General features: G+C 71.1%; 17 protein-coding genes. 4 read left to right on the top strand and 13 right to left on the bottom strand.

From position 1 onward, the window contains the following. Position 1: 1 nt before the first annotated feature. Positions 2–457, bottom strand: coding sequence for an S-adenosylmethionine decarboxylase family protein (locus ABT053_RS38145; protein WP_350976016.1), 456 nt, complete (start codon positions 455–457; stop codon positions 2–4). A gap of 1 nt (position 458) precedes the next feature. Beyond that, entirely contained in the window at positions 459–725 is a 267-nt protein-coding gene (locus tag ABT053_RS38140) for a hypothetical protein (RefSeq protein ID WP_350976015.1), read from the bottom strand. Positions 726–1,322: 597 nt separating this feature from the next. Between ABT053_RS38140 and ABT053_RS38135 the strand changes: the two genes are divergently transcribed. Then, positions 1,323–3,212 carry a pectate lyase-like domain-containing protein gene (locus ABT053_RS38135; RefSeq protein ID WP_350976013.1) on the top strand — a complete coding sequence of 630 codons (1,890 nt, stop codon included), beginning with the start codon at positions 1,323–1,325 and terminating at the stop codon, positions 3,210–3,212. A gap of 141 nt (positions 3,213–3,353) precedes the next feature. Further along, the gene (locus tag ABT053_RS38130; RefSeq protein WP_350976011.1) at positions 3,354–5,072 is read left to right on the top strand and encodes an HAD family hydrolase; all 1,719 of its coding nucleotides are present in this window, start codon (positions 3,354–3,356) and stop codon (positions 5,070–5,072) included. Between the two features lie 186 nt (positions 5,073–5,258). Here ABT053_RS38130 and ABT053_RS38125 read toward each other — a convergent pair whose 3' ends face one another. Beyond that, positions 5,259–8,039, bottom strand: a complete 2,781-nt coding sequence (locus ABT053_RS38125; protein WP_350976010.1) for an AfsR/SARP family transcriptional regulator — start codon at positions 8,037–8,039, stop codon at positions 5,259–5,261. A 210-nt stretch (positions 8,040–8,249) separates the two neighbouring features. Here ABT053_RS38125 and ABT053_RS38120 point away from each other — a divergent pair, with 210 nt between their 5' ends. Beyond that, on the top strand, positions 8,250–10,136 hold the full coding sequence (locus ABT053_RS38120; RefSeq protein ID WP_350976008.1) for a propionyl-CoA synthetase: 1,887 nt from the start codon (positions 8,250–8,252) through the stop codon (positions 10,134–10,136). Between the two features lie 140 nt (positions 10,137–10,276). Next, the gene (locus ABT053_RS38115; RefSeq protein WP_350976006.1) at positions 10,277–12,601 is read left to right on the top strand and encodes a WD40 repeat domain-containing serine/threonine protein kinase; all 2,325 of its coding nucleotides are present in this window, start codon (positions 10,277–10,279) and stop codon (positions 12,599–12,601) included. A 136-nt stretch (positions 12,602–12,737) separates the two neighbouring features. Here ABT053_RS38115 and ABT053_RS38110 read toward each other — a convergent pair whose 3' ends face one another. The 10 genes from ABT053_RS38110 to ABT053_RS38065 all read right to left on the bottom strand — a co-directional run bounded on the left by ABT053_RS38110 (position 12,738) and on the right by ABT053_RS38065 (position 23,743). Next, entirely contained in the window at positions 12,738–13,955 is a 1,218-nt protein-coding gene (locus ABT053_RS38110) for a cation:proton antiporter (protein WP_350976005.1), read from the bottom strand. A gap of 68 nt (positions 13,956–14,023) precedes the next feature. Further along, positions 14,024–14,356: a hypothetical protein gene (locus ABT053_RS38105; protein WP_350976003.1), complete on the bottom strand. Its 333-nt coding sequence runs from the start codon at positions 14,354–14,356 to the stop codon at positions 14,024–14,026. A gap of 8 nt (positions 14,357–14,364) precedes the next feature. After that, positions 14,365–15,531, bottom strand: coding sequence for a DUF418 domain-containing protein (locus ABT053_RS38100; RefSeq protein WP_350976002.1), 1,167 nt, complete (start codon positions 15,529–15,531; stop codon positions 14,365–14,367). Positions 15,532–15,791: 260 nt separating this feature from the next. After that, entirely contained in the window at positions 15,792–16,922 is a 1,131-nt protein-coding gene (locus tag ABT053_RS38095) for an N-acetylglucosamine kinase (protein ID WP_350976000.1), read from the bottom strand. Between the two features lie 5 nt (positions 16,923–16,927). Next, positions 16,928–17,815 (bottom strand): alpha/beta hydrolase, encoded by an 888-nt coding sequence (locus tag ABT053_RS38090; RefSeq protein ID WP_350975998.1) that lies wholly within the window; start codon positions 17,813–17,815, stop codon positions 16,928–16,930. A gap of 186 nt (positions 17,816–18,001) precedes the next feature. Continuing rightward, entirely contained in the window at positions 18,002–19,396 is a 1,395-nt protein-coding gene (locus tag ABT053_RS38085) for an NAD(P)/FAD-dependent oxidoreductase (protein ID WP_350976034.1), read from the bottom strand. 201 nt (positions 19,397–19,597) lie between these two features. Continuing rightward, the gene (locus ABT053_RS38080; protein WP_350975997.1) at positions 19,598–20,455 is read right to left on the bottom strand and encodes an ABC transporter permease; all 858 of its coding nucleotides are present in this window, start codon (positions 20,453–20,455) and stop codon (positions 19,598–19,600) included. Beyond that, on the bottom strand, positions 20,452–21,303 hold the full coding sequence (locus tag ABT053_RS38075) for an ABC transporter permease (RefSeq protein ID WP_350975995.1): 852 nt from the start codon (positions 21,301–21,303) through the stop codon (positions 20,452–20,454). Before ABT053_RS38075 ends, ABT053_RS38080 begins: the two co-directional genes overlap by 4 nt. 42 nt (positions 21,304–21,345) lie before the next feature. Beyond that, complete coding sequence (locus tag ABT053_RS38070; RefSeq protein WP_350975993.1) at positions 21,346–22,590, bottom strand: polyamine ABC transporter substrate-binding protein; 1,245 nt, start codon at positions 22,588–22,590, stop codon at positions 21,346–21,348. Positions 22,591–22,597: 7 nt separating this feature from the next. Next, entirely contained in the window at positions 22,598–23,743 is a 1,146-nt protein-coding gene (locus ABT053_RS38065; RefSeq protein WP_350975991.1) for an ABC transporter ATP-binding protein, read from the bottom strand. Positions 23,744–23,753 lie beyond the last annotated feature (10 nt).

The following is a 23,753-nucleotide window of genomic DNA, read 5'->3' as shown; positions in this document are numbered from 1 at the left end:
GTCAGATCCCCTTTCCGCGCGTCGTGACCCAGGTCTGGACGCTTTCGTCAGCGGTACCGTTCCAGTGCACGCCCCGATTGAGCACCAGTCGCTCCGCAATGTCGAAAGCGCCGAAGACCTCACGGCAGACCCCGGCCACTTTGCCCTCGTCGAAGGGCTTGCAGGAGAACACGTCGAGGAACAGGCTTCCCCGCATGGGGTAGGTGTGCACCGCCGCGTGCGACTCGTAGAGAATGATGACGGCCGAGTGCCCGTATTTTTCGGGGTCGGCGTTCTCTGTCGCGGACCTGGGTCCGTCCAGGATGCGCATACCGATCCTGTCCACGAGATTCGCGAGAAAATCGCAGAGCCTCCGGGGATCGTCCAGCGCGTCCCGCCGCTCGACGCCGTTGAGCAGCAGCAGAAGATGAGTTCCATAATTGAGGACTTCGCCGTTTTGTGCTGATGTTTGGGTCATATCACCTCATATCCCAACCTCTGACCGCCTTTATCATCGCCTGCGAGCAGCGCACACACTGGACGAAAGCTGGACGGAACCAGGACAAAAACCTGGGCAGGGTCACGATGTCGTTCGGCCGCACCCCGGTGATGCGCTCGGCCGGCAGCGGCGCAGCGGCAAGCCCGCCCTCCGGCTTGTCGCCAACCGGCCCGAGCTCGACCCGGTCAGCCGGGCGGTCCTCCGAGATGCCGGCCTCGTCGCCGGGAAACAGCCGGTCAAGGGACACAGGACCTTGCGACCGTCAACGTAATGGTCGAAGGACACGGCCCCGTTCACGTTGACGAGGACACTCGCCGTGGCCGTCCCGGCTACAAGGGCCGCGGCACTTCGTCCAGCGTGCCGGCGAAGCCGTTCCACTCGCTCAGAACGGTCCCGCCCGCGGCCGAACGGGCACAGACGAGGCCCTCCTCGACCTCGCCTTCCTCGCGTGCCGACGTCCTGAGCGCGGTCCACGCGGACGGTCCGCGTCCACACGCCGGGCGCTCCCAGGCGGCCGCCCCGCTCGATGCGACGGCCTCATGCGATTGCCTCGGCCGATCCCATCGGACATCGGCTGAGCCGGTGGCGTTCAGCCGCTTCTCATTCGCCACGGTGGGCCACACCGGACCGTCACCGAGGATCCACAGGGCCCGCCGGGCCGGCACAGTTCGTTACTTGTGCTTCGACCAGTTCACGCGATAGAAACGTATCAATTCCTTCAACGCTTGATACAAGTCTTGCACCTTCTCCGAGAGAGCGCTCTCACGGTCCGGCGATGTCAGCCGCCCGTCGAAGGATCTCACCCCCCAAGACCGCTGCGCACGCAGCGGAAAGGACGAACCGTATGACGACGAAGCCTCCCGGCCACGGGAGTGTGACGACGCGCCGCCCGCGCCGTCGGCAGATCGGCCGGGCGTTGGCGTTCGGTCTCGTACTCGCGACCGCCGTCATGACGGCAGGCGGGACACCCGCCACCGCCGCGGCACCGACCTCCGGCGCCCCCGACCTCGGGCCGAACGTCACCGTCTTCGATCCGAGCATGCCCGTCAGCTCGATCCAGGCGACCCTCGACGCGAAGCACGCCGCCCAGGTCAACAACGAGATGGGCACCACGCGCCACGCGTACCTCTTCAAGCCCGGCACGTACGGCACCGCGGAGCAGCCGCTCCAGATCAAGGTCGGCTACTACACCGAGGTCTCCGGCCTGGGCGCCTCGCCCACCGACGTCGTCATCAACGGCAAGGTCGAGGTCTACAACCGCTGCCTGGAGGGCGGCGGGACCGGCAACTGCCTCGCGCTCGTCAACTTCTGGCGCACCCTGTCCAACCTCTCGATCAACATCAACGCGGCCGGCCAGGACGGCTGCCGGGGGTCGGCGAACTTCTGGGCCGTCTCCCAGGCCGTCTCCCTGCGCCGCCTCAACATCAACAGCGGCACCCTGTCGCTCATGGACTACTGCACCGCCGGCCCGCAGTACGCCAGCGGCGGCTTCATCGCCGACTCCAAGCTGCCGTCCGTCACGAACGGATCGCAGCAGCAGTGGCTGACCCGCAACAGCGAGGTCGCCGGTTGGTCGAACGCCGTGTGGAACCAGGTCTTCTCGGGCACCGTCGGCGCCCCCGACGACTCGGCGTTCCCGAACCCGCCGTACACCACCCTCGAGACCACTCCCCTCAGCCGTGAGAAGCCCTACCTGTTCGTCGACGAGCAGGGCAACTACAACGTCCGCGTGCCCGCCGTCCAGAAGGACTCGCGCGGCATCACGTGGGCCAACGGCCTGACCCCGGGCCAGACGCTGCCGATCAGCGACTTCTTCATCGCGAAGCCGTCGGATTCGGTGAAGACCATCAACAACGCGCTCAAGAGCGGTAAGCACCTGCTGCTCACGCCCGGTGTGTACGACATCGAGAAGAGCATCGACATCGAGCGCCCGAACACGGTCGTCCTCGGTATCGGGCACGCCACGCTGACCGCCGTCAACGCCTCGACCCCGCTCGATGTCGACTCCGTCCCCGGCGTGATCGTCGCCGGCGTGACCATCGACGCGGGTCTCAAGAAGTCGCAGGTCCTGCTGAGGGTGGGCAAGAAGGACAAGAGGAGCCACAGCACGGCGGACAACCCGATCACCCTGTCCGACGTGTACTTCCGCGTCGGCGGACCCCACGTCGGCAGGACCAACACCGCGCTGGAGGTCAACAGCGACCACGTGCTCATCGACCACACCTGGGTGTGGCGCGCCGACCACGGTGTCGAGGGCTTCACCGACACCCAGCGGTGGAACACCAACGACGGCCGCAACGGCGTCATCGTCAACGGCGACCACGTGACCGCGACCGGCCTGTTCGTCGAGCACTTCCAGCGGCACAACACCATCTGGAACGGCGAGGACGGCACGACGATCCTCTACCAGAACGAGCTGCCGTACGACCCGCCGACCCAGGCCGACTGGATGGACGGCGACGTCGAGGGCTACGCCGGCTACAAGGTCGGCAGGAGCGTGAAGAGGCACCTCCTCTACGGCGGCGGGGTCTACGTCTTCAACCAGAACAACCCGCAGATCCACACCGAGAACGGCTTCGAGGTTCCGGAGACCCCGGGCGTCAAGCTGCACCACATCATGACCGTCAACCTCAGTGCCGGAATCATCGACCACGTCGTCAACGGCGTGGGCGAGGCGGCCGACATGACGAAGGTCGGCGCGCCGGTGTACATCACGGACTACCCGGCCCCGTAGGACCCGCCCCGGTGGGCCGGAATCCCCGGACCCGGCCCACCGGGGAACTCGGCGGTCCCCTCCGTCGCCGGAACCGTTTCTGCCAGGAGAAGTTCACCTCGCGTCCCGTTTCCCTCCCCGGTGCCGGGTAGGTGGCCGGGCATGCGCTATCACGTTCTGGCCTGCGACTATGACGGAACGCTGGCCGCCGAGGGCCACGTCGACGACGACACACTGGACGCGCTCGAACGCCTCGCACGCTCGGGGAGGCGGCTGGTCATGGTGACCGGCAGGGAGATCGAATCGCTGACGCGGGACTTCGAACGGCTGGACCTGTTCGACCTGGTCGTCGCCGAGAACGGGGCCGTGCTCCACGACCCCGGCGAACAGAAGAGCTCGTCCCTCGCGGAGGCGCCGCCCGAGGCCTTCGTCGAGCGCCTGCGCGAGCTGGACGTGGAACCGCTCAGCGTCGGCTCGGTGATCGTGGCCACCTCCGAACCCCACGCCGAGACCGTCCTCGGCACCATCCAGGAGCTCGGCCTGGAGATGCAGGTGATCTTCAACAAGGGCGCGGTGATGGTCCTGCCCTCGGGCGTCAACAAGGCCACCGGCCTCGCCGCCGCCCTGGCCGAGCTGGAGATGTCGGCGCACAGCACGGTAGGCGTGGGCGACGCCGAGAACGACCACGCGTTCCTGGCCGCGTGCGAGTGCGCGGTGGCGGTGGCCAACGCGCTCCCCGCTGTCAAGGAACGGTGCGACCTGGTGACCGAGCACGAGCGCGGCGCCGGGGTCGTCGAGCTGATCGACCGGCTCGTGGACAACGACCTGGCCGACGTGGACGTGGAGCGCCACCGGCTGCTCCTGGGCACCGGCGACGACGGGGAGGTGCGGTTCCCGCCGTACGGCATGCGCATGCTCGTCGCCGGGCCCTCGCACAGCGGCAAGTCCACCGTCACCGCCGCGCTGCTGGAGCGGATCACCCGGGCCGGCTACCAGTTCTGCCTGATCGACCCCGAGGGCGACTACACCGACGGGGTCGAGGGCGCGTCCGTGCTCGGCGACGTCCGGCGCGCGCCCACCCAGGAGGAGATCCTCCAGGTGCTGCGGGACCCCGGGCAGAGCGTCGTGGTCAACCTGCTGGGCGTGCCCCTCGACGACCGGCCCGGTTTCTTCCAGGACTTCCTGCCCCGCCTGTCGGCGCTGCCGGCCGGCTCCGGGCACCCGCACTGGCTGGTGGTCGACGAGGCCCACCACATGATGCCCGACGGGTTCAAGCTGCAGTCGGTGGAGATGCTGCGCGAGATAGGCGGGATCCTGCTGGTCACCGTGCATCCCGAGGCGGTGAGCGAGGCGGTCGTGCAGACCCTCAACACGGTCGTCGCGGTCGGGGACGAGCCGGGGGGCGTCCTGGGCGCGTTCGCCGCCGCCACCGGCCACGACGCCCCCGGCGGGGACCTCTCCGACCTGCCGACCGGGAACCTGCTGTTCTGGGAGCTCGACGGCGAGCCGGTCAGGGTGCGGCTGGCACCGCCCGAGGAGGAACGCCAGAGGCACCGCCGCAAGTACGCGGCCGGTGAGCTGGGCGAGGACGCCAGCTTCTACTTCCGCGGCCCCGAGGACGCGCTGAACCTGCGGGCCGGCAACCTGACCGCGTTCTGCCGCATCGCCGACGGCGTCGACGAGGACACGTGGACCTACCACCTGCGCCGGGGCGACTACTCGAAGTGGCTGGCCGACAGCGTCAAGGACGAGGAGCTGTCGGCCGAGGTGGCCGAGGTCGAGCAGGACCCCGGCGACTCCGTCGACGACGCCAGGAAGCGGGTGCGCGAGCTCATCGAGGCCCGCTACACCGCCCCCGCCGAACCGAGCGGAATCACCTGATCCTGCGGCCGGACCGGTGTGCCGGTCGGGGACGGGTGACTCCGACCGGCACACCGTTCCCGCCCGGCACGCCGTCCCCGCCCGGAACGGTGAGAGCACCTCTCCCGGCGAAGGCGCGAGCGAGGGCGAGGGCGAGGGCTTCGCCGCCGGTCACGGCCGATCCGCCGTGTCGGACCTCGAAGCGCGTCACGGGCGGTCCCGCGCCCGGTGCACCGCCCGCTGCTCCTCCCGTGCCTGGCGCTTCCACTCGTCGTTGCCCAGGCGTTCGGCGAGGGCCATCGCCTCGGAGACGAGGTCGAGGGCGTCGTCGAGCCGGTTCAGCAGCCGGCACGCCTGCGACAGCCAGATGAGACAGTGCAGCTGACCGATGAGGTAACCGGTCGTGCGCAGCAGTGCCAGGGCCGCCTCCAGGTGGTGCCGCGCGGCTTCCGGGTCGTCGTTCCGCAGATACAGCTCGCCGAGGGTCCTGTGGGCGGTGCCCTGATGGGTCAGATCGCCCTCGCGCCCGGCGTTGTCCAGCGCCTCGGTCAACGCCTGTACCGCCTCGCGCGCATCGCCCAGCTCCCGGTGCGCGGTGCCGGTCATGATGAGGGCGTAGCGTACGCCCACGTCGCTGCCGATTCGCCGGGCTATGCGGAGCTGGCGCTCGGCGTAGTGCAGGACCCGGTCGTAGCGCTTCCGTTCGACGTGCAGGTTGGCCAGGTTGCCCAGCGCGCGCTGCTCGCCGAAAGGGTCCTCCCGCCGCGCGCACAGCGCCAGCTGTCTCTCCAGGTACGTGACGGCCTCGTCCCACTGCCGCCGCGCCTGCAGCCCTCCCGCCACGTGGCCGAGGGCCTCGGCGGCGATCGCCTCGTCGTCCAGGCGCCGGCTCACGTCCAGTGCCTGCTTGTTGAGGGAGACGAGGTCGGTCGCCCGATGGCCGAAGCGCTGGTGCCACATCAGGCCGAAGGCGATCGCCACGCCGAGCCGGGCGATCTCCGGGTCGGTGTCGGTCATGGCCTGCGTGGCGGCGGCCGTCAGGTTCGCCTCCTCGTCCGCGAACCACGCCGCCGCCTCGTCGGCACCGGCCACCCGGTGCGGGAGGACGGGGGACGGGCCGGAACCGATGCGGGGGGCGGCGGGCTGAACCCGGTGCGGGTCCCGGACCCTGCTGGCGTGCTGTGCCGAGAGCGTGTAGTAGCGCAACGCCGCGCGCAGGGGCTCGCGCGAGGGGAGCCCGCGGGCCAGCTCGGTGGCGTAGAGCCGGACCAGGTCGTGCGGCTGGTAGTGGCCGGGGCGGTCGTGGTCGAGCAGGTGGGCGTCCACCAGCCGCTCCAGGGCGCGTTCGGCCTCCGGCACCGGCGTGCCGAGCAGGGCGGCGGCCACCTCGGCCGTGATGTCGTGCACGTGCAGCAGGCCGAGGAGGACCAGCGCCCGCGCGGCCAGCCGGCTGGAGTGACGGGCGCTGTCGCGCAGCGACCGCCAGCTGGCCGACAGGCTGGAGCGGACCGCCAGGTCCCCGGCCTCCAGCTCGTGCAGCCGCCCCCGCTCGTCGCGCAGCCGGGCGACCAGCGCCGACACCGGCCAGTCGGGCCGGCCGGTCAGCCGCGCCCCGGCGATGCGCAACGCCAGCGGCAGGCCGTCGCACAACCGGACCAGATCCGCCGTCGCGTCCGGGTCCGCGGCGACCCGTTCGGCGCCGGCCAGCCTGGCCAGTACGGCGACGGCCTCGGCGTGCGACATCCGGTCCAGGCGCCGCTGGACGCAGTCGTCGCCGGCGACCATGCTCTCCCGGCTGGTCACTAGCAGGCACGTGCCGTGGGGCGCCGACAACAGCGGCTTGATCTGGCCGAGATCGACCGCGTCGTCCAGCAGCACCAGCATGCGTTTGGCGTGCAGCCGGCTGCGCCACATGGTCGCGGCCTCGTCCACGTCCGACGGCACCGCCTGGGGCGGCACGCCCAGCGCGCGCAGGAACCGGCCCAGCACCTCCTGGGCCGACAGGTGGGGCACGCCCGGCGTCGCCCCCCTGAGGTTGACGAACAGCTGCCCGTCCGGGAAACGGTCCTTGACCTGGTGCGCGATCCGTACGGCCAGGGCGGACTTGCCGACGCCGGGGGCGCCGGACACCACGACCAGCGGCGGCGGGTCGGCACCGTCCCGGGGGGCGAGCACCGCCCCCAGCCGGACGGATTCCTCGACGCGCCCGACGAACCCGATCAGGTCGCCGGGCAACTGGCGTGGCGGCGGCAGCCGCGTCTCGGCGGTGAGGCGAAGGATGCGCTGGTGGCAGGCGCGCAGCCCCGGGCCGGGGTCCACGCCCAGCTCCTCCGACAGGACCCGCCGCCCCTCCTCGAACACCTTCAGGGCCTCGGCCTGGCGGTCGCATCGGTGCAGCGCGAGCATGAGCAGCTCGCGTACCTTCTCGCGGAGCGGGTGCTGACGTGTCAGCTCCTGGAGGAAGGGAAGCGCCTCCCTCGGCCGTGACAGGCCCAGGAGCACCTCGGCGCGCCGCTCCAGGGCGACGAGGCGCTCCTCGTGCAGGCCGGCGCGCTCGGCCTCAGCGAACGGGCCGGGAATCCCCGCCAGCGCCTGACCGTTCCACAGCCGCAGTGCCAGGTCGAGGCAGCGCAGCTCGCCTTCGAGGTCCCCGGAGTCCCGGGAGCGGCGGGAGGCGTCCAGGTGGTCGGCGAAGGCGCCCACGTCGGTCTGCCGGCGATGCAGCCGCAGCACGTAGCCGGCCGCGGTACGGGCCAGCACGTCGGAATGCTCGTGGAGGCCCCGGCCGGGTTCGAGCACCCGCCGCAGTCCCGCGACGTAGGTGTAGACGCTCTGCGTCGCGGTGCGCGGCGGCCCCTCGCCCCACAGGGCGTCGATCAGCTGGCCCGGCGACACCACCCGTCCGGGGGGCAGGGCCAGCACGGCCATGATCGCCTGTTGACGCGGTGGGCCGAGATCGAGATCCGTCCCGTCCTGTGATCCCGTCACAGGTCCAAGAAGGCGAATGAAGGTTCCCTCAGCCACACATGCTCCGCAACCGTGTCGACCTGCCTACCACCGGAGCCTAGACACAAGATCCCGAAAAAATAAACCCCGCACCGCTTCGAGGGCCCGCGGCTCCGCCGGGAGCGGTTCTCCGGACGCGAAGGCCGGAGAGGGGCCTCGACCCGGGAGTCCGGGGAAGAGCATGATGGCCTGATGTCGTACGCTGACGCCTTCGCCCGCAGCATCGCCGACCCCGAGGACTTCTGGGCCGAGGCCGCCGAGGCGGTCACCTGGAGCAGGCCACCGCGCGAGGTGCTGGACGCCGGGGCGCCGCCCTTCTACCGGTGGTTTCCCGACGGGGAGCTGAACACCTGCCACAACGCGCTGGACCGGCACGTCGAGGCCGGTCACGGCGACCGGGTCGCGCTGATATACGACAGCCCGGTGACGGGCACCGGCAGGCGGTACACCTACGCCGAGCTGCGTGACGAGGTCGCGCGGTTCGCCGGGGTGCTGCGGTCGCTCGGGGTGGAGCAGGGCGACCGGGTGGTGGTCTACCTGCCGATGGTGCCCGAGGCGGTGATCGCGATGCTGGCGTGCGCGCGGCTGGGGGCGGTGCACTCGGTGGTGTTCGGCGGGTTCGCGCCCAGGGAGCTCGCGGCCAGGATCGACGACGCGCGCCCCAAGGTGGTCGTGTCGGCCTCCTGCGGGATCGAGCCCTCGCGCGTGGTGCCGTACAAGCCGATGCTCGACGCCGCGCTCGGCCTGGCCGCGCACGCGCCCGCGCACTGCGTGATCCTGCAGCGCGAGCAGGCCCCCGCCGAGCTGGTGGAGGGGCGCGACGTCGACTGGGCGAGCGCGAAGGCCGAACCGGCCGATTGCGTGCCGGTGCGGGCGACCGACCCGCTCTACATCCTCTACACCAGCGGCACCACCGGCCTGCCGAAGGGCGTCGTGCGCGACAACGGCGGGCACGCGGTGGCGCTGCTGTGGAGCATGGCCAACGTCTACGACATCGCGCCGGGCGAGGTGTTCTGGGCGGCCTCCGACGTCGGCTGGGTCGTCGGGCACTCCTACATCGTGTACGGGCCGCTGCTGCGCGGCGCCACCACCGTGCTGTACGAGGGCAAGCCGGTCGGCACCCCCGACGCGGGCGCGTTCTGGCGGGTGATCGCCGAGCACCGGGTGACCGCGCTGTTCACGGCGCCGACCGCGTTCCGCGCCATCAGGAAGGCCGACCCGGAGGCGGCCCTGCTCGGCGCGTACGACATCTCGTCGCTGCGGACGCTGTTCCTCGCCGGGGAGCGCCTGGACCCCGACACCTACCACTGGGCGGCGGACAGGCTGGGCGTGCCGGTCGTCGACCACTGGTGGCAGACCGAGACCGGCTGGCCCGTCGCCGCCAACCTGCGCGGGCTGGAGCCCATGCCGGTCAAACCCGGCTCCCCCACCGTGCCCGTCCCCGGATACGACGTGCGCGTGCTGAGGCCCTCCGGCGACGAGTGCGCCCCGGGCGAGGAGGGCGCGATCTGCATCCGGCTCCCGCTCCCGCCGGGCACCCTCCCCACTCTCTGGCAGGACGACGAGCGCTACGTGCGGTCCTACCTGTCGGCCTTCCCCGGCCACTACCTGACCGGCGACGGCGGCCACCTCGACGAGGACGGCTACCTGTTCGTGATGGGCCGCACCGACGACGTGATCAACGTGGCCGGGCACCGGCTGTCGACCGGGTCCATGGAGGCGGTGCTGGCCGCGCATCCCGCGGTGGCCGAGTGCGCGGTCATCGGGGTCGCCGACGAGCTGAAGGGGCAGGTGCCGCGCGGTTTCGTGGTGCTGAAGAGCGGGGTGGAGATCGCCCCGGAGACCCTGCGGGCCGAGCTGGTCCTGGCCGTCCGCGAGCAGGTGGGCGCCGTGGCGGCCTTCCGGCAGGTGGACGTGGTCCCGGCCCTGCCGAAGACCCGTTCGGGGAAGATCCTGCGCAAGACCATGCGCGGCATCGCGGAGGGCTCCGACGAGCCCGCCCCCTCGACCATCGAGGACGCGACGGTGCTGGACGCGCTGCGCCCCATCATCGGACGTCGCACCGCCGTCGACGGCTAGGAGACGACCGGGAATTTTTCGGCGTCACCCCGGCTTTTCCCGGGAATTGACGCGATGCCCGGTCCACGCTCGGCATCATCACGGTCACAATCAGTTTCTTCTATCCACTTACCGCACTATGACGTCGTTAAAGTCTCTTTGTGGCGAATGACGCGGGCAGGCTGGTCGCCGGGCGATACCGGCTGATGGATGTTCTGGGCCGCGGCGGGATGGGCACGGTGTGGCGGGCGCGTGACGAGAGCCTGCACCGCCAGGTGGCGATCAAAGAGCTCATCCTCCCCGATTACCTGGACGTCTCCGCGCGCGAGACGCTCCACAAGCGGATGCAGCGCGAGGCCCGCGCGGCCGCGCAGCTGAAACACCCGTCGATCATCACGATCCACGACCACGTCGTCGAGGCCGACGGCAGCCCGTGGATCGTGACAGAGATCGTCGACGGGCCCTCGCTGGACGAGGTGCTGAGAACCCGGGGGCGCCTGCCGCCCCGGCGGGTGGCGGCGATCGGCGGGCAGATCCTCGCGGCGCTGACGGTCGCGCACGCCGCCGGGATCACCCACCGCGACATCAAACCCGCCAACGTCCTGCTGGAAGGCGAACGGGTCGTGCTGACCGACTTCGGGATCGCCGCCGTCGAGGGGGACGTCACGCTCACCGGCGCCGGCGTCACCCTGGGCACCCCCGCCTTCATCTCCCCCGAGCAGATCAACGGCCACCCCGCCACCGCGGCGTCGGACCTGTGGTCGCTGGGCGCCACCCTGTACGCCGCGGTCGAGGGCCGCCGCCCGTTCGACGGCACGACGCACGGGTCGGTCTACGTCTCGATCGTCACCCGGCCGCCCGCCCCGCCCGTGCACGCCGGTCCTCTCGCGCCTCTCCTGGAGGGGCTGCTGCGCAAGGACCCCGCCCTCCGCCTCACCGGCCCCCAGGCCGCCGTCGCGCTCGCCGGGATCGCCGCCCTCCCTGCCCCCGGCGAGTCCTCCACCGGACCGGGAACGGGAGCGGGCTCAGGGGCGGGGGCGGGGCCGGACGCGGAACCGAAGCCGGAACCGGGATCGAGATCGGGACCGGGACCGGGACCGGGACCGGGACCGGACGACGCCGACACCCGGATCGCCGACCGCCCCGCTCTCCCCGCACCGGCGCCCCCTCCCCCGCCGACCGAGCGGTACGCCACCGCGCACCAGGAGGAACGGCCCGCCACCCTGCCGCTCACCGCCCTGTCGCCCCCGGTCTCGTCCCCCGCCACCGCGCCCGGGCCCGCGTCCACGGAGACCGTGGCGCGCGCCCCCCGGAACCGGCTCCGCCCGGCGATCGTCGCGGTCGCGGCTCTCCTGGTCACCGCCGCCACCGCGGGCTACCTGCTCCGGCCCGGGACGGGCCCCGCGACCGTGACCTCCGTCGCCCAGCTCAGGGGGCACACGGAAGCGGTGAACGCGGTGGCTTTCAGCCCGGACGGCGGGACGCTGGCCAGCGGCGGTGGCGACGGCGAGATGATCATGTGGGACACACTGACCCGGCGCCCCGCCGGCGGCCCGATGAAGGGTCACACCAGGGCGGTGCAGGCGATGGGGTTCAGCCCGGACGGCGGGCTCCTGGCCAGCGGCGGCAGCAACGGCGACGGAACCGCCCCCGGCGACCACACGGTGGTCCTGTGGGACACGCGGACCCGTCAGCCGGTCGGCGACCCCCTCACCGGCCACACCAACTGGGTGGAGGCGGTCGCCTTCAGCCCCGACGGCAAAACCCTCGCCACCGGCAGCAGCGACAGGACCGCGATCGTGTGGGACACGACGACCTGGCAGCCGGTCGGCGACCCCCTCACCGCCCACAACGACTGGGTGCAGGCGCTCGCCTTCAGCCCCGACGGCGGGACCCTCGCCACCGTCGGCGACGACATGACGGCGATCGTGTGGGACACGACGACCTGGCAGCCGGTCGGCGACCCGCTCACCGGCCACACCGGAACGGTGCTGTCGGTCGCCTTCAGCCCCGACGGCGGGACCCTCGCCACCGGCAGCAGCGACAGGACCGCGATCGTGTGGGACACGACGACCCGGAAGCCGATCGGTGCCCCGCTCATCGGCAATCCCGGCGAGATCCACACTCTCGCGTTCAGCCCGGACGGCGGCACCCTCGCCGTGGGCACCGGCTCCGTCGTCCGGCTGTGGGACACGCGGACCTGGAAGCCGGCCGGGGACCCGCTCACCGGCCACACCGGATCGGTGTGGTCGCTCGCCTTCAGCCCCGACGGCAAGACCCTCGCCACCGCCGGCGACGACAAGACGGTGATCCTGTGGGACACCTCCTCACCGGCCGGAGCGGGCACGCCCGCCTGGTGGCCGTGGCTCGCCGGAGCGGGCGTGCTCGTCGTGGCGGTGGCGGGAGCGGTGGTAATTCTGCGGCGCCGCGGCGGCCGGGCCCCGGCCCAGGAGGCCACCGAGGCGAGAGCCCCGGCGACCTCCTAGCGAAAGGCCGGCGTCTCCCGGCGAGGGGCTGCCCAGGAGACCCTGGCGAAGGGCTGCTCTAGGAGATCCTGGCGAAGGCCTGCCCTAAGAGACCCCGGCGAAGGGTTGCCCTAGAAGACCCCGGCGAAGGCCTGCCCTAGGAGACCGGTTCCCGTTCCCCGGTCTCCGCCGGGTCCGCCTCCGCACGACGTCTCCCGCCCGGGAGCAGCCGGGCGATCTGCTCGGAGCGGCTCGCGACCAGCGGCCCCAGCAGGGCGAGGACGAGCACGTACCCGGCGATGAACGGGGCGAGCCTGCCGTCCAGCCCGGCGGCGAGCGCCATGGTGGCCAGGACGAGGGCGAACTCGCCGCGCGAGAGCACGGTCAGCGAGATGTTGACCGCCTCCGCCCGGCCGAACGCGTTGAGCCTCGCCGCCAGCACCCCGGCCGCGACGTTGAGCACCACCGTGACCAGCACCGCGATCGCGATGGGCCAGGCCACCGAGAGCATGTCCCCCGGCTCGATGGACAGGCCGAAGGCGAAGAAGAACAGCGCGGCGAAGGCGTCCCTGAGCGGGTGGACGAGCTGCCGGATGCGCGGGGCCGCCCTGCTGGAGCTCAGGATGAGCCCGATCATGAAGGCGCCGATGGCGTCGGAGACGCCCAGCTCCTCGGCGACCCCGGCGGTGAGGATCGCCAGGCCGGTGAACGTCACCACCAGCAGTTCCTCGTCCCTGGTGGTGACCAGCTTGTTGACGAGCCGCGTACCCCACCGCGCCAGGGCGGTCAGCGCGATGAGGAAGGCGAACGCCTTGCCGAAGGAGAGCGCGGCGGCGCCGAAACTGTCGGCGCCGCTGAGGACCGGCTGCAGCACGGCGAGGTAGAGCGCGAGGAAGACGTCCTCGACGACGATGATCCCGAGGATGAGACGGCTCTCGGGGTTGCCGAGGCGTCCCATGTCGACCAGGAGCTTGGTCACGATCGCCGAGGAGGAGATGCCGATCACCCCGGCCAGGACCATCGCCTCCCTCGCCCCCCAGCCGACGGCGAACCCGAAGGCCAGGCCGCCCCCGACGTTGAGCACGATGTAGCCGACCCCGGCGAGGACCAGGCGCCTGCCTCCCGCCACCAGGTCGTCGAGGGAGAACTCCAGGCCGAGGTAGAACAGCAGGAAGATCAGGCCGAGCGCGGCGATGACCTTCAGGTCCGCCGGGTTCTCCACGAGGGCGAGACCGGGCGTGTGCGGGCCGAAGATGATGCCCGCCAGCATGAACAGGGGGATGGTCGGCAGCCCTATCCGGGTGCCGAGCCTGGCGATGATCCCGGCGGCGAGGAAGGAGCCGCCGAGCGCGACGAGAGCGTCACCCAGTGCCATTCGGCCCTCCCCCGGGGACGGTCGCGGGCATGGTGGACACACATTCGTGGAACATGGAAAAACCTCCGTCAAACGATCTCGGGCGGGAACCTCTGCTGATCGCTTGACGGGGGCGCTCGGGGCGAGCTGTCGTCGTACAGGGTGTGCGTAGCCGGGACCGGCCAGGCGGGCAGCGGCGCGACCCGCACGGGCGGGCCGGGCGGCGCGAGACCCGGGCCGGGCGAGCACAGGTCGCAGGACGGCGAATGAGGGGCCGAGGGAGCGAAGCCGACCCCGCTGGCCAGCGTGATCGCGGCACCGGGGGCGGCGGGATGGTGGGCGGGCCCCGGCAGCGGGGCGTACACGAGGGCGATCAGGGAAAGCAGAAGGGCCGCGACCGTACCGGCGACCCTCCGCGACAAACCATGCCCTAACGTTTTGTGGAATCTTCTACCATTTTATCAGGCTTCTTCGAGCGCCCCTGTGGCGCCAGGTACGCCCACTGCCAGAGCGTCTCGACGGGACCGCGTTCGAAGCGCCGCAGCCACAGCGTGGACAGCGTCATGAAGAGCGCGCAGATGCCCGCCCAGGCCGCCAGGACCCACCACGGCCGCAGGCCGTCGAGCGACGCGGCCAGGCCGAGCCCCCAGCCGTAGCAGAGCGCCGACGCGACCAGGTTCTGGAAGATGTAGGAGCTCAGGGCGGTACGGCCGACGTTGGTCAGCCCTCGCCTCAGCACGCCGGGAGCGCCGGTCGCCCGCCGCGCGAGGGTCGCGACGAGGCCGAGCAGGCCCAGCGCCACCAGCGGGGGCAGCAGGTACCGGTCCACCAGGAACCAGCCGGGACCGGCGAAGGCGGTGACCAGGTTGAGCGGCAGGGCCACGGCGAGCCCGGCGACCATGAGCCTGCGGCGCAGCGCGGCCCCCCGCTCCGAGTCCTCGAACACCCCGGCGCGCATCAGCCGGGAGCCGAGCAGGAACAGCACGATGCCCATCGGGACGATGAGGACGATCTCGATCCGGTAGAGGCCCATCATCTCGATCCGGGCGGCGACCTGCTGCGGGTAGGTGCCGTCGGTGAAGAGCGTGGAGGACTCCGAGGCCCCGCCCGTGCTCGCGGGGGCGGCGAGCATGCCGAGGGTGAGCAGGCCGATCAGCACGGCGAACACCGCCCCGACGGTGATCATCCACGCCCTGACCGCGCGGTCGCTCCTGCCGATCAGGTACGCCACGATGATCGAGGCCAGCGCGTAGCCCATCAGCACGTCGAACTCGAAGATCAGCAGGTAGTGGATCAGGCCCTCGACGAACAGCAGCCCGGCTCGCCACAGGTACCAGCCGGGCCACGGCACGCCCCGGCGCGCGGCCGAGCGGTACTGCAGTTCGAGCCCGACCCCGAAGAGCAGGGTGAGCAGCGCGAGGAACTTGCCGTTGGTGAGGAAGCGGAGGAAGGTCTCCACGGTCCCGGGCTGGCCCAGCGCCCCGATGACGTCGGCGGGGCCCCCGGGATCGGTGAAGATCCAGATGTTCGTGCCCAGGGTGCCGACGATGGCGATCCCCCTGAGCAGGTCGAGCACTTCTATGCGGCGACTTGTCACGCCTCCCACGATCTCGTCCGGCGGGCCCGCGGACATCGTCACGCAGGCCCATCCGGGACGTACATCGATGTATGTACGTCCCCGCCCCGGGCTTCGGCCCGCCCTGACCGCACAGACGTCGGACCGCCGGACCGTACGGGACCGCCCAAATGGCAGCCACCCCGCCCGGCCCGCGCGCCGGGGACGAGCCGCGGCCACCTCCGAAAGGCTGAAGAACCCGAAGAACCGGAGGAACGGGAGGGAGCGGAAACGGAGCCCGGTCAGTCCCCGGAGACGACGCGGGCGTGCAGCCGGGCGGCGGTCGCCCGGTCCCAGCCGAACGCCTGCCGTCCGGCGAGCCAGGCCGCCGCCCCCGCCCCGTCGCCCGCGAGGACCGTCGAGGGTCCTAGCCTCTCCCGTACGGCGGAGGCGACCGGTCCCTCGCTGGTCAGCACGCTCCCGGCCAGCACAATCGGGCTCGTCTCACCCGCCTGGCGGACCTCGGCCACCGTCTCGCAGAGCAGCCGGGCCGCGGTGGACACGATCTCCAGTGCGGCCGGGTCGCCCTCCGCCGCCGCCCGGCTGACGAGCGGGGCGAGCCGGGCGAGCTCCAGCGGGGGCCGCGACTGCGCGCGGACCACCAGCCTGATCGCCAGCGCCCGCATCCCCTCCAACGAACCCGCCGAACCCGCCGAACCCACCAGGCCGGCCGCGCCCGCGGAACCCACCGATCCAGCCGATCCAGTCCCTCCCGCCGAACCCGCCGAACCGGCCGCGCCCGCAGAACCCACCGGACCCATCGGACCCATCGGACCCGCCGAACCGGCCCCCATCTCGTCGACGCCCGTCCCGGGGATCCCCTCCTCCAGGAGGGCGGCCGTGACGAGGCGGGTGAGCCCGCCGCCCGCGTCGCCCCGGCTGAGGGCGTGGGCGGCGGCGCCGGCCGCCTCCCTGCCCAGCCAGAACCCGGAGCCCTGGTCGCCCAGCAGCCAGCCCAGCCCGTCGGCGATCATCACCGGCTCGCCGTCCTCGATCCTGGCGGCGATCGCCCCGGTCCCGGCGATGAGCGCGGTGCCGCGCGGTTCGGCCGTACCGGCGGCGAAGGCGATGCCCAGGTCGCCGGTGAGCCGAGGCGGGACGCGCAGGCCCGCGGCGGCCCACATGGGGTCGAAGACCAGCCGGTCCAGCGCCCCGCCGCCCGCCAGCCCGACGACCGCCCCGGCCACCAGGCCCGGGTCGACCCCGCGCAGGGCGAGCTCCAGCGCCAGGCCGATGTTGGCCACCGCGACGGCGTTGCCGTGGGCCGCGGGATTGCCGCCCGGAGCCCTCCCGTACCCGGCCCGGCGCCCCGAGGCGTCGAGCAGCAGGGCCCGCGAGGAGGTCCCGCCGACGTCCAGCCCGAGGACGTACATCGCGTTCAGAGGTGCTCGCCGAAGAACGCGGTGACGGCCTCGACCGCCCGGGTGACGTGCGGTTCGGTGTCGTAGAGGTCGATGTGCAGCTTCGCGTCCAGCCAGACGATCCTCTTGGGCTCGTCCATCCGCCGGTACGCCTCCTCCGCGCCCTCGGGCGAGCAGAAGCGGTCGACCACGCCGTGCACGATCAGGCCGGGCTTGGGCGACAGGAAGTCGGCGCCCGTCATGTTGTCCACGGTGATCAGCTCGCGGACGGAGGCCCGGGTGACCTCGTTGCGCCAGTGCTCCGAGGCGCCCCTGGAGGTGCCGTAGTAGGCGAACGGCTCGTCGCCCGGCATCGCCGCCTCGCCCTCCTCGGCCACCACCGGCAGGTACTCCACCTCACCACCCCCGTCCTGGCGCTCCAGCACCGCTGTGAACGAGGCCAGCGCCTCCTGGTACCCCGAGGGTGACATCCCGGCTCGCATGCCGTAGGGGTTGTTGTAGGCCCCCGCGACGCCCGCGAACGCCTTCACCCGGGGGTCGAACGCGGCGAACTTGAGCGCGTAGCCCCCGCCGAGGCAGATCCCGACCGCGCCGATCCGGTCGCCGTCCACCTCGGGACGCGAGCGCAGCAGCGAGACCGCGGCCCGCAGGTCCTCCAGCTTGCCCTGGGCGTCCTCGTGGTTGCGGGGCTCCCCGCCCGACTCTCCCCAGTTGCGGTGGTCGAAGGCGAGCGTCGCGTATCCCGCGTCGGCCAGCCGGGCGGCGTACAGGCCGGTGACCTGGTCGCGGGTGCCGGTGAACGGGCCCGTGAGGACCAGGGCGGGGTGCGGGCCCGGCGCCGCCGGAATCCGCAAATCGCCGACGAGGGTGATCCCTCCGGCGGTGAACTTCACCTTTTCGGACATGCTCCAAGTCTGTACGGACCGTGCGGCGGAAGCCAGCGGCTCCCCCGCCCGGCCCCCGCCCGGCCCCCGCGTCCCCTGCCGTCCCCGCCCCCGCTCGCCCGGCCCGAGCCGGGAACGGGGACGGGGACGGGGACAGGGACAGCCCTCGGGGAACCCGGGAACCCAGGAACCCAGAACCCGGGAACCTCAGGAGTCGAAGCCGAGACCCATCCGGTCCAGGGTCCGCAGCCATAGGTTGCGGCGCCCCTGGTGCAGGTCGGCCTGGGCGATCGACCAGCGGGTCATCTGGATCCCGGCCGAGCGGACCGGCTCGGGCGGGAACGGGACGGGCTTCTCCTTGACCATCCGGAGCTCGGTCCGCTCGGTCCGCTCTCCGGCGAGCAGGTCGAGCATGACGTTCGCCCCGAAGCGGGTCGCGCCGACGCCCATGCCGGTGTACCCGGCCGCGTAGGCGAGGCGCCCGCCGTGCGACTGCCCGTAGAAGGCGCTGAACCGGCTGCAGGTGTCGATCACGCCGCCCCACCTGTGGGTGAAGCGCAGCCCGGCCAGCTGGGGGAACGTGGTGGAGAAGTGTTCCGCCAGCTTGACGAAGGTCTCGTCGCGCTGCTCGTACTCGGGCTTGATCATGCCGCCGTTGTAGTAGACCGCGTCGTAACCACCCCAGAGGATCCGGTTGTCCTCGGTCAGCCGGTAGTAGTGGAACTGGTTGGCCGCGTCCCCCACCCCCTGCCGGTTGTGCCAGCCCACCGAGGCCAGCTGCCCGGCCGAGAGCGGCTCGGTCATCAGCGCGTAGTCGTAGACCGGCACCAGGAAGTGCCTCAGCCGCCGCAGCAGCGGCTGGAACACGCCGGTGCCGAGGGCGACCTTGCGCGCCCTGACGCTGCCGTGCGGGGTGACCAGGTCCAGGCTCGTCGGGGTGTCCCTCATCGTCCGTACCGGCGTGCGCTCGTAGATGCGCACGCCCACCGAGAGGCAGGCCTGCCGGAGCCCCCAGGCCAGCCGGGCGGGGTCGAGCATGGCGCAGCCGTCGCGCTCCCAGTGGCCCCCGATGTACGTGGGCGAGTTCACCTCCGCCCGCACCTGTTCCTCGTCGAGGACGTCGAAGCGGGCGCCCAGGTCGCGGGCGACGCCGACGTTGCGGTTCATCTCCTCCAGCTGCCACGGCTCGGTGGCCACGTGCAGCTCGCCGGTGCGCTCGTAGCCGCAGTCGATGCCGTACCCGGCGACCGCCTCGCCGATCTCGTCGAGGTTGTCGAGGCCGAGGCGTTCGAGCGTGGAGATCTCCTCGGGCCAGCGCTCCAGCCCGTTGGCGATGCCGTGGGTCAGCGTGGCCATCGCGAAGCCGCCGTTGCGGCCGGACGCCGCCCAGCCGACCCTGCGTCCCTCAAGGAGGACGACGTCGAGCGAGGGGTCGCGTTCCTTCGCCATCAGGGCGGTCCAGAGCCCCGAGAAGCCTCCGCCGACCACCGCCAGATCGGCGGAGGTCTCTCCGAAGAGCCGCGCGAGCGGCTCGGGTTTCGCCGGACTGTCGAGCCAGTACGGCTTGCGCTCCGCGTCAGCAAGAGCCTTCAGCGGATCCACAAATCTCACTTCCCTACGTGAGTCAGGTTGTCTTTGTGTGTATCGCGTGGTCTCCATGACCACGCGCGGGTTCCCCCCGCCTGGATCCGATCTCGCCTCCCTGTTCTCTGCCGGGAACTGTTCTTCTTGCCGACGCCGCCCGGGGACCCGGGTACACCGAAGCCCCGTGCCACCCGGTGAGGGCACGGGGCTCGGCGGCGACTAGGTGCGGCGGCGCGCGGTGACCGTGTTGACCACGGCGATGGCGACGCCTACCGCGAATATAAGCGTTCCGAGGACGTTGACCTGAGGCGGCACCCCGATACGGGTGGCGCCCCAGATCCACAGCGGGAACGTCTGGGTGGCTCCGCTGGTGAACTGGGTGATCACGAAGTCGTCGATGGAGAGGGCGAAGGCGAGCAGCGCGCCCGAGACGACGCCGGGCAGGATCATCGGGAAGGTGATCCGCCAGAACGTGACCCACGTGGACGCGCCGAGGTCGCGCGCCGCCTCCTCGATCGACCGGTCGAGCCCGATCACCCGGGCCCGTACGGTGATCGCCACGAAGGAGAGCGAGAACAGCACGTGCGCGACGACCACGGTCGCGAAGCCGGTCTGCACGCCGACGCTGATGAACAGCGACAGCAGCGAGGCGCCCATGACCAGCTCGGGCGAGGCGATCGCGGCGAACATCACCAGGTTGGTGGCGCCCTGCCCGCGGAACCGGTAGCGGCCCAGGGCGAGGCCCATGAGCGTGCCGAGCAGCGTCGTGACCGCCGTGGAGAGCAGGGCGATGAAGACGGAGTTGCGCACCGCCGCGAGCAGCTCGGGGTACTCGTCCAGGCGGCCCCACCACTTGAGGGTGAAGCCCTGCCAGGTCACGTTCGACTTGCTCTGGGTGTCGTTGAAGCCGAAGACGATCATGACGGCGATCGGCAGGAACAGCCAGATCAGGATCAGCCAGACGTAGCCGAAGAGCAGCCGGTCGCCCAGCCTCCTGCCCCTGCGCGGCTTCCGCGCGGCCGGCGCGTCCGCCGCGTCCGCCGCCGGTGCCTCCGTGACGTCGATGGTGCCGCTCATCGGGCCGCCGCCTCCAGGACGTTCTCGGTGCCGAGCGCCTTGGCGTAGGCGAAGATGCCGACCAGCATCGCCGCCATCAGCGTGAACGACAGCGCGGCGGCGGTCGGGTAGTCGTTGTTGACCAGATACTCGGTCTGGATGATGTTGCCGATCATCGTGTTCTCCGGGCCGCCGAGGATGCCCGCGTTGACGTAGTCGGCGGTCATCGGGACGAACGTCATCAGCACCCCGGCGAACACGCCCGGCAGCGAGAGCGGCAGCACGATCTTGGTGAACGCCTCGCGCTTGGCCGCGTAGAGGTCCTGGGCGGCCTCGACCACCTTGGGGTCCACCCGCTCCAGCGCGACGTAGATCGGCAGGATCATGAACGGCAGGTAGTTGTAGACCAGCCCGCCGATCACCGCGAACGTCGTCTGCAGCACGTGGAAGTCCTCGGGCAGCAGCCCGGCCGACTTCAGCGGCCCCAGCAGCATGCCGTCGTCGGCGAGCAGGAACTTCCACGACACCGTGCGCAGCACGAACGACACGAAGAACGGCAGCAGCACCAGCAGCAGGTAGGTGGACTTGCGCTCGCCGCCCTTGAAGGCGATCCAGTAGGCCATCGGGTAGGCCAGCGCGATGGAGACCAGGGTCGCCACCAGCCCGTAGCCCGCCGAGCGCAGGAACTGGGTCTGGTACTGCGTCAGGGCGTCGCCGTACACCGAGAAGTTGAACGTCTGGACGAATCCGTCGACCACGTTGCCCTCCTGGGTGGAGACCGAGGCCATGAAGACCATCGGCACCACCAGGAAGATCGCGAGCCAGAGTCCGCCGGGCAGGATGAGCAGGTAGGGGGCGAGGCGCTTCACCGGCCGCTGACCCCTTCCCGTCCGAGTCGCTCTCTCATCCGCCTAGCCCTGCGTGACCGGCTGGAAGATGTCCTCGAAGATCTTCTCCTCCGCGGAGGTCAGCGTCTTGTACGACCGCAGCTTGGCCATGTCCGCCTCGGAGGGGAAGATCAGCGGGCTCTCGGCGATCTGCTCCAGCGCCTTCTTCTCGTCGCCCTTGGCCTTGGCGGCGTCGGCGAGGACGAGGTCCTTGGCGGAGGAGACCGGCGTGATGTAGTTGATGTACTCGACCAGCATCGTGGCGATCTTGGGCTGGTAGACGTAGTCCATCAGGGTGAGCGCGTCGACCGGGTTCTGCGCGGTCTTCGGGATGCACATGTTGTCGGTCCAGATCGTGCCGCCCTCCTCGGGCACCACGAACCTCAGGTCCTTGCCCTCGGCGACCTGCTGGAAGATGTCGCCCGACCAGGCCATGGTGATCCAGATGTCGCCCCTGGCGAGGGCGTCGACGTAGTCGTTCTCGTAGTACTTGCGCACGAGCCCGGCGTCGCGCTGCTCCTTGAGCTTCGCCCCGGCCTTCTTCCAGTCGGCCTCGGTCGACTTGTCGGGGTCGATGCCCAGGGCGAACATGCCGAAGTTGGCGACCTCCTGGGTGTCGAGCATCATGCCGACCTTGCCCTTGTACTTGGGGTTCCAGAGGTCGGCGATGCTCTTGACCTCGTCCACGTACTTGGGGTTGTAGGCGATGCCGGTGACGCCGACCGTCCACGGGATCGTGTGGGCGTTGTTCGGGTCCCAGGTGGGGTTCTTCACCGCGGAGCTCGCGTTGGCCGCGAAGTTCGGCAGCTTGGAGTGGTCGAGGGGGACGAGGTAGCCCAGCGCGATGGCCTTGCCCAGCTGGAGGCCGTTGGTCAGCACCATCAGGTCGTAGCCGATGTCGTTGCTGGCGGCGAGCAGCGGCTGGACCTTGCCGAAGAACGTGCTGTTGTCCTGGATGGCCTCCTGGTAGGCCACCTGGATGCCGGTGTCGGCGGTGAACAGCTCCAGCGAGGGGTAGCGCTTGCCGTCCTTGTCGATGTAGAGCGGCCAGTTGGCGAAGCGCAGCGTGCCGTTCTTCTTCTTGGAGCCCCAGTACTCGGCGACGGCGTCTCTCGGGGGAACGGCCGCGACCTTCTTGCCCTGCACGCCGCAGGCGGCGAGGGCGAGACCGGCGGCGGAGAGGCCGCCGAGCCGGAGGGCGTCACGTCGCGTGACGGAGCGGCTCTGCGTCATGCCTCGCAGAAAGGCGGGGTTCTTGCGGGGGTCCATGTCGAGCTCAACTTCCGATCGCGTACGAGTGGTGCGGCAGCCACGACAGCCAGACGGCGTCGCCACGCTCCGCCGTGCTCGCGCTGTCGAGAGCGTTCTGCTGGAAGACGGTCACCTCTGCACCGTGGGCCAGGGAGACCGTGTAACTGGTGTAAAGCCCCAGATAGACCACCTCGGAGACGGTGCCTCGCACGACGCTGAGGTCTCCGGTGGGCTCCTCCGTGGTAATCCTGATCTTCTCCGGGCGCACCGTGATCGCGATGGGTTCCCCGGCACGGAACGATCCGCCCTCGGCGAGGACGTGGTCGTCATCCCCCAGCTTAAGCACCGCGAAGCCGGACTGAAACCGGTCGACAGTGCCGCTGAGCAGGTTGGACGTCCCGATGAACCCGGCCACGAACGCGGTCGCGGGCCGCTCGTAGATCTCCCTGGGGGTGCCGAGCTGCTCGACCTGGCCGTCGTTCATGACGGCGATGCGGTCACTCATCGTGAGCGCCTCGCTCTGGTCGTGGGTGACGTACACGAAGGTGATGCCGACCTCGCGCTGGATGCGCTTGAGCTCGATCTGCATGGCCTGGCGGAGCTTGAGGTCGAGGGCGCCGAGCGGCTCGTCCAGCAGGAGCGCGCGGGGGTTGTTGACCAGGGCACGGGCGAGGGCGACCCGCTGCTGCTGGCCTCCCGACATCTCCCGGGGGCGGCGTTTCTCCCGCCCGGTGAGATCGACGATCTCCAGGATTTCCCCGACCCGGCGCTTGATCTCCGCGTCGGCCACCTTCTTGCGCCGGAGGCCGAACGCGACGTTGTCCCAGACGTTCATGTGCGGGAAGAGGGCGTACGACTGGAAGACCATGTTGACGTCGCGCTTGTTGGGGGGGACGTCGGTGACGTCCTGGCCGTGCAGCCGCACGGTGCCGCGCGAGGGGTCCTCGAAGCCGGCGATCATGCGCATGGTGGTGGTCTTGCCGCAGCCCGAGGGGCCGAGGAGCGAGAAGAACTCCCCCTCGGCGATCGACAGGGTGACCCCCTTGACGGCCTGGACGACCTCGCCGTGGGAGGTGTACTCCTTGGCGACCCCGTCAAGTTCGATCGCGGGCACGTGGGGCGGGCGGGAGACGGTGTCGGCCGTCTCCGTACCCGCCTGGATTTCGGTCATTCCAGGCTTA

It is taken from the genome of Streptosporangium sp. NPDC002524 (assembly GCF_040295985.1).
Taxonomy (GTDB): domain Bacteria; phylum Actinomycetota; class Actinomycetes; order Streptosporangiales; family Streptosporangiaceae; genus Streptosporangium.
The sequence above is the reverse complement of the archived record's forward strand: the minus strand, read 5'-3'. Positions and strand labels throughout refer to the sequence as shown.

What these genes read in the sequence shown, in the direction of transcription:
- ABT053_RS38090 (WP_350975998.1), bottom strand. Translation starts at nt 17,815, where the DNA reads ATGTCCGAAAAGGTGAAGTTCACCGCCGGAGGGATCACCCTCGTCGGC.
- ABT053_RS38130 (WP_350976011.1), top strand. Translation starts at nt 3,354, where the DNA reads ATGCGCTATCACGTTCTGGCCTGCGACTATGACGGAACGCTGGCCGCC.
- ABT053_RS38120 (WP_350976008.1), top strand. Translation starts at nt 8,250, where the DNA reads ATGTCGTACGCTGACGCCTTCGCCCGCAGCATCGCCGACCCCGAGGAC.
- ABT053_RS38080 (WP_350975997.1), bottom strand. Translation starts at nt 20,455, where the DNA reads ATGAGCGGCACCATCGACGTCACGGAGGCACCGGCGGCGGACGCGGCG.
- ABT053_RS38095 (WP_350976000.1), bottom strand. Translation starts at nt 16,922, where the DNA reads ATGTACGTCCTCGGGCTGGACGTCGGCGGGACCTCCTCGCGGGCCCTG.
- ABT053_RS38065 (WP_350975991.1), bottom strand. Translation starts at nt 23,743, where the DNA reads ATGACCGAAATCCAGGCGGGTACGGAGACGGCCGACACCGTCTCCCGC.
- ABT053_RS38135 (WP_350976013.1), top strand. Translation starts at nt 1,323, where the DNA reads ATGACGACGAAGCCTCCCGGCCACGGGAGTGTGACGACGCGCCGCCCG.
- ABT053_RS38070 (WP_350975993.1), bottom strand. Translation starts at nt 22,590, where the DNA reads ATGGACCCCCGCAAGAACCCCGCCTTTCTGCGAGGCATGACGCAGAGC.
- ABT053_RS38110 (WP_350976005.1), bottom strand. Translation starts at nt 13,955, where the DNA reads ATGGCACTGGGTGACGCTCTCGTCGCGCTCGGCGGCTCCTTCCTCGCC.
- ABT053_RS38145 (WP_350976016.1), bottom strand. Translation starts at nt 457, where the DNA reads ATGACCCAAACATCAGCACAAAACGGCGAAGTCCTCAATTATGGAACT.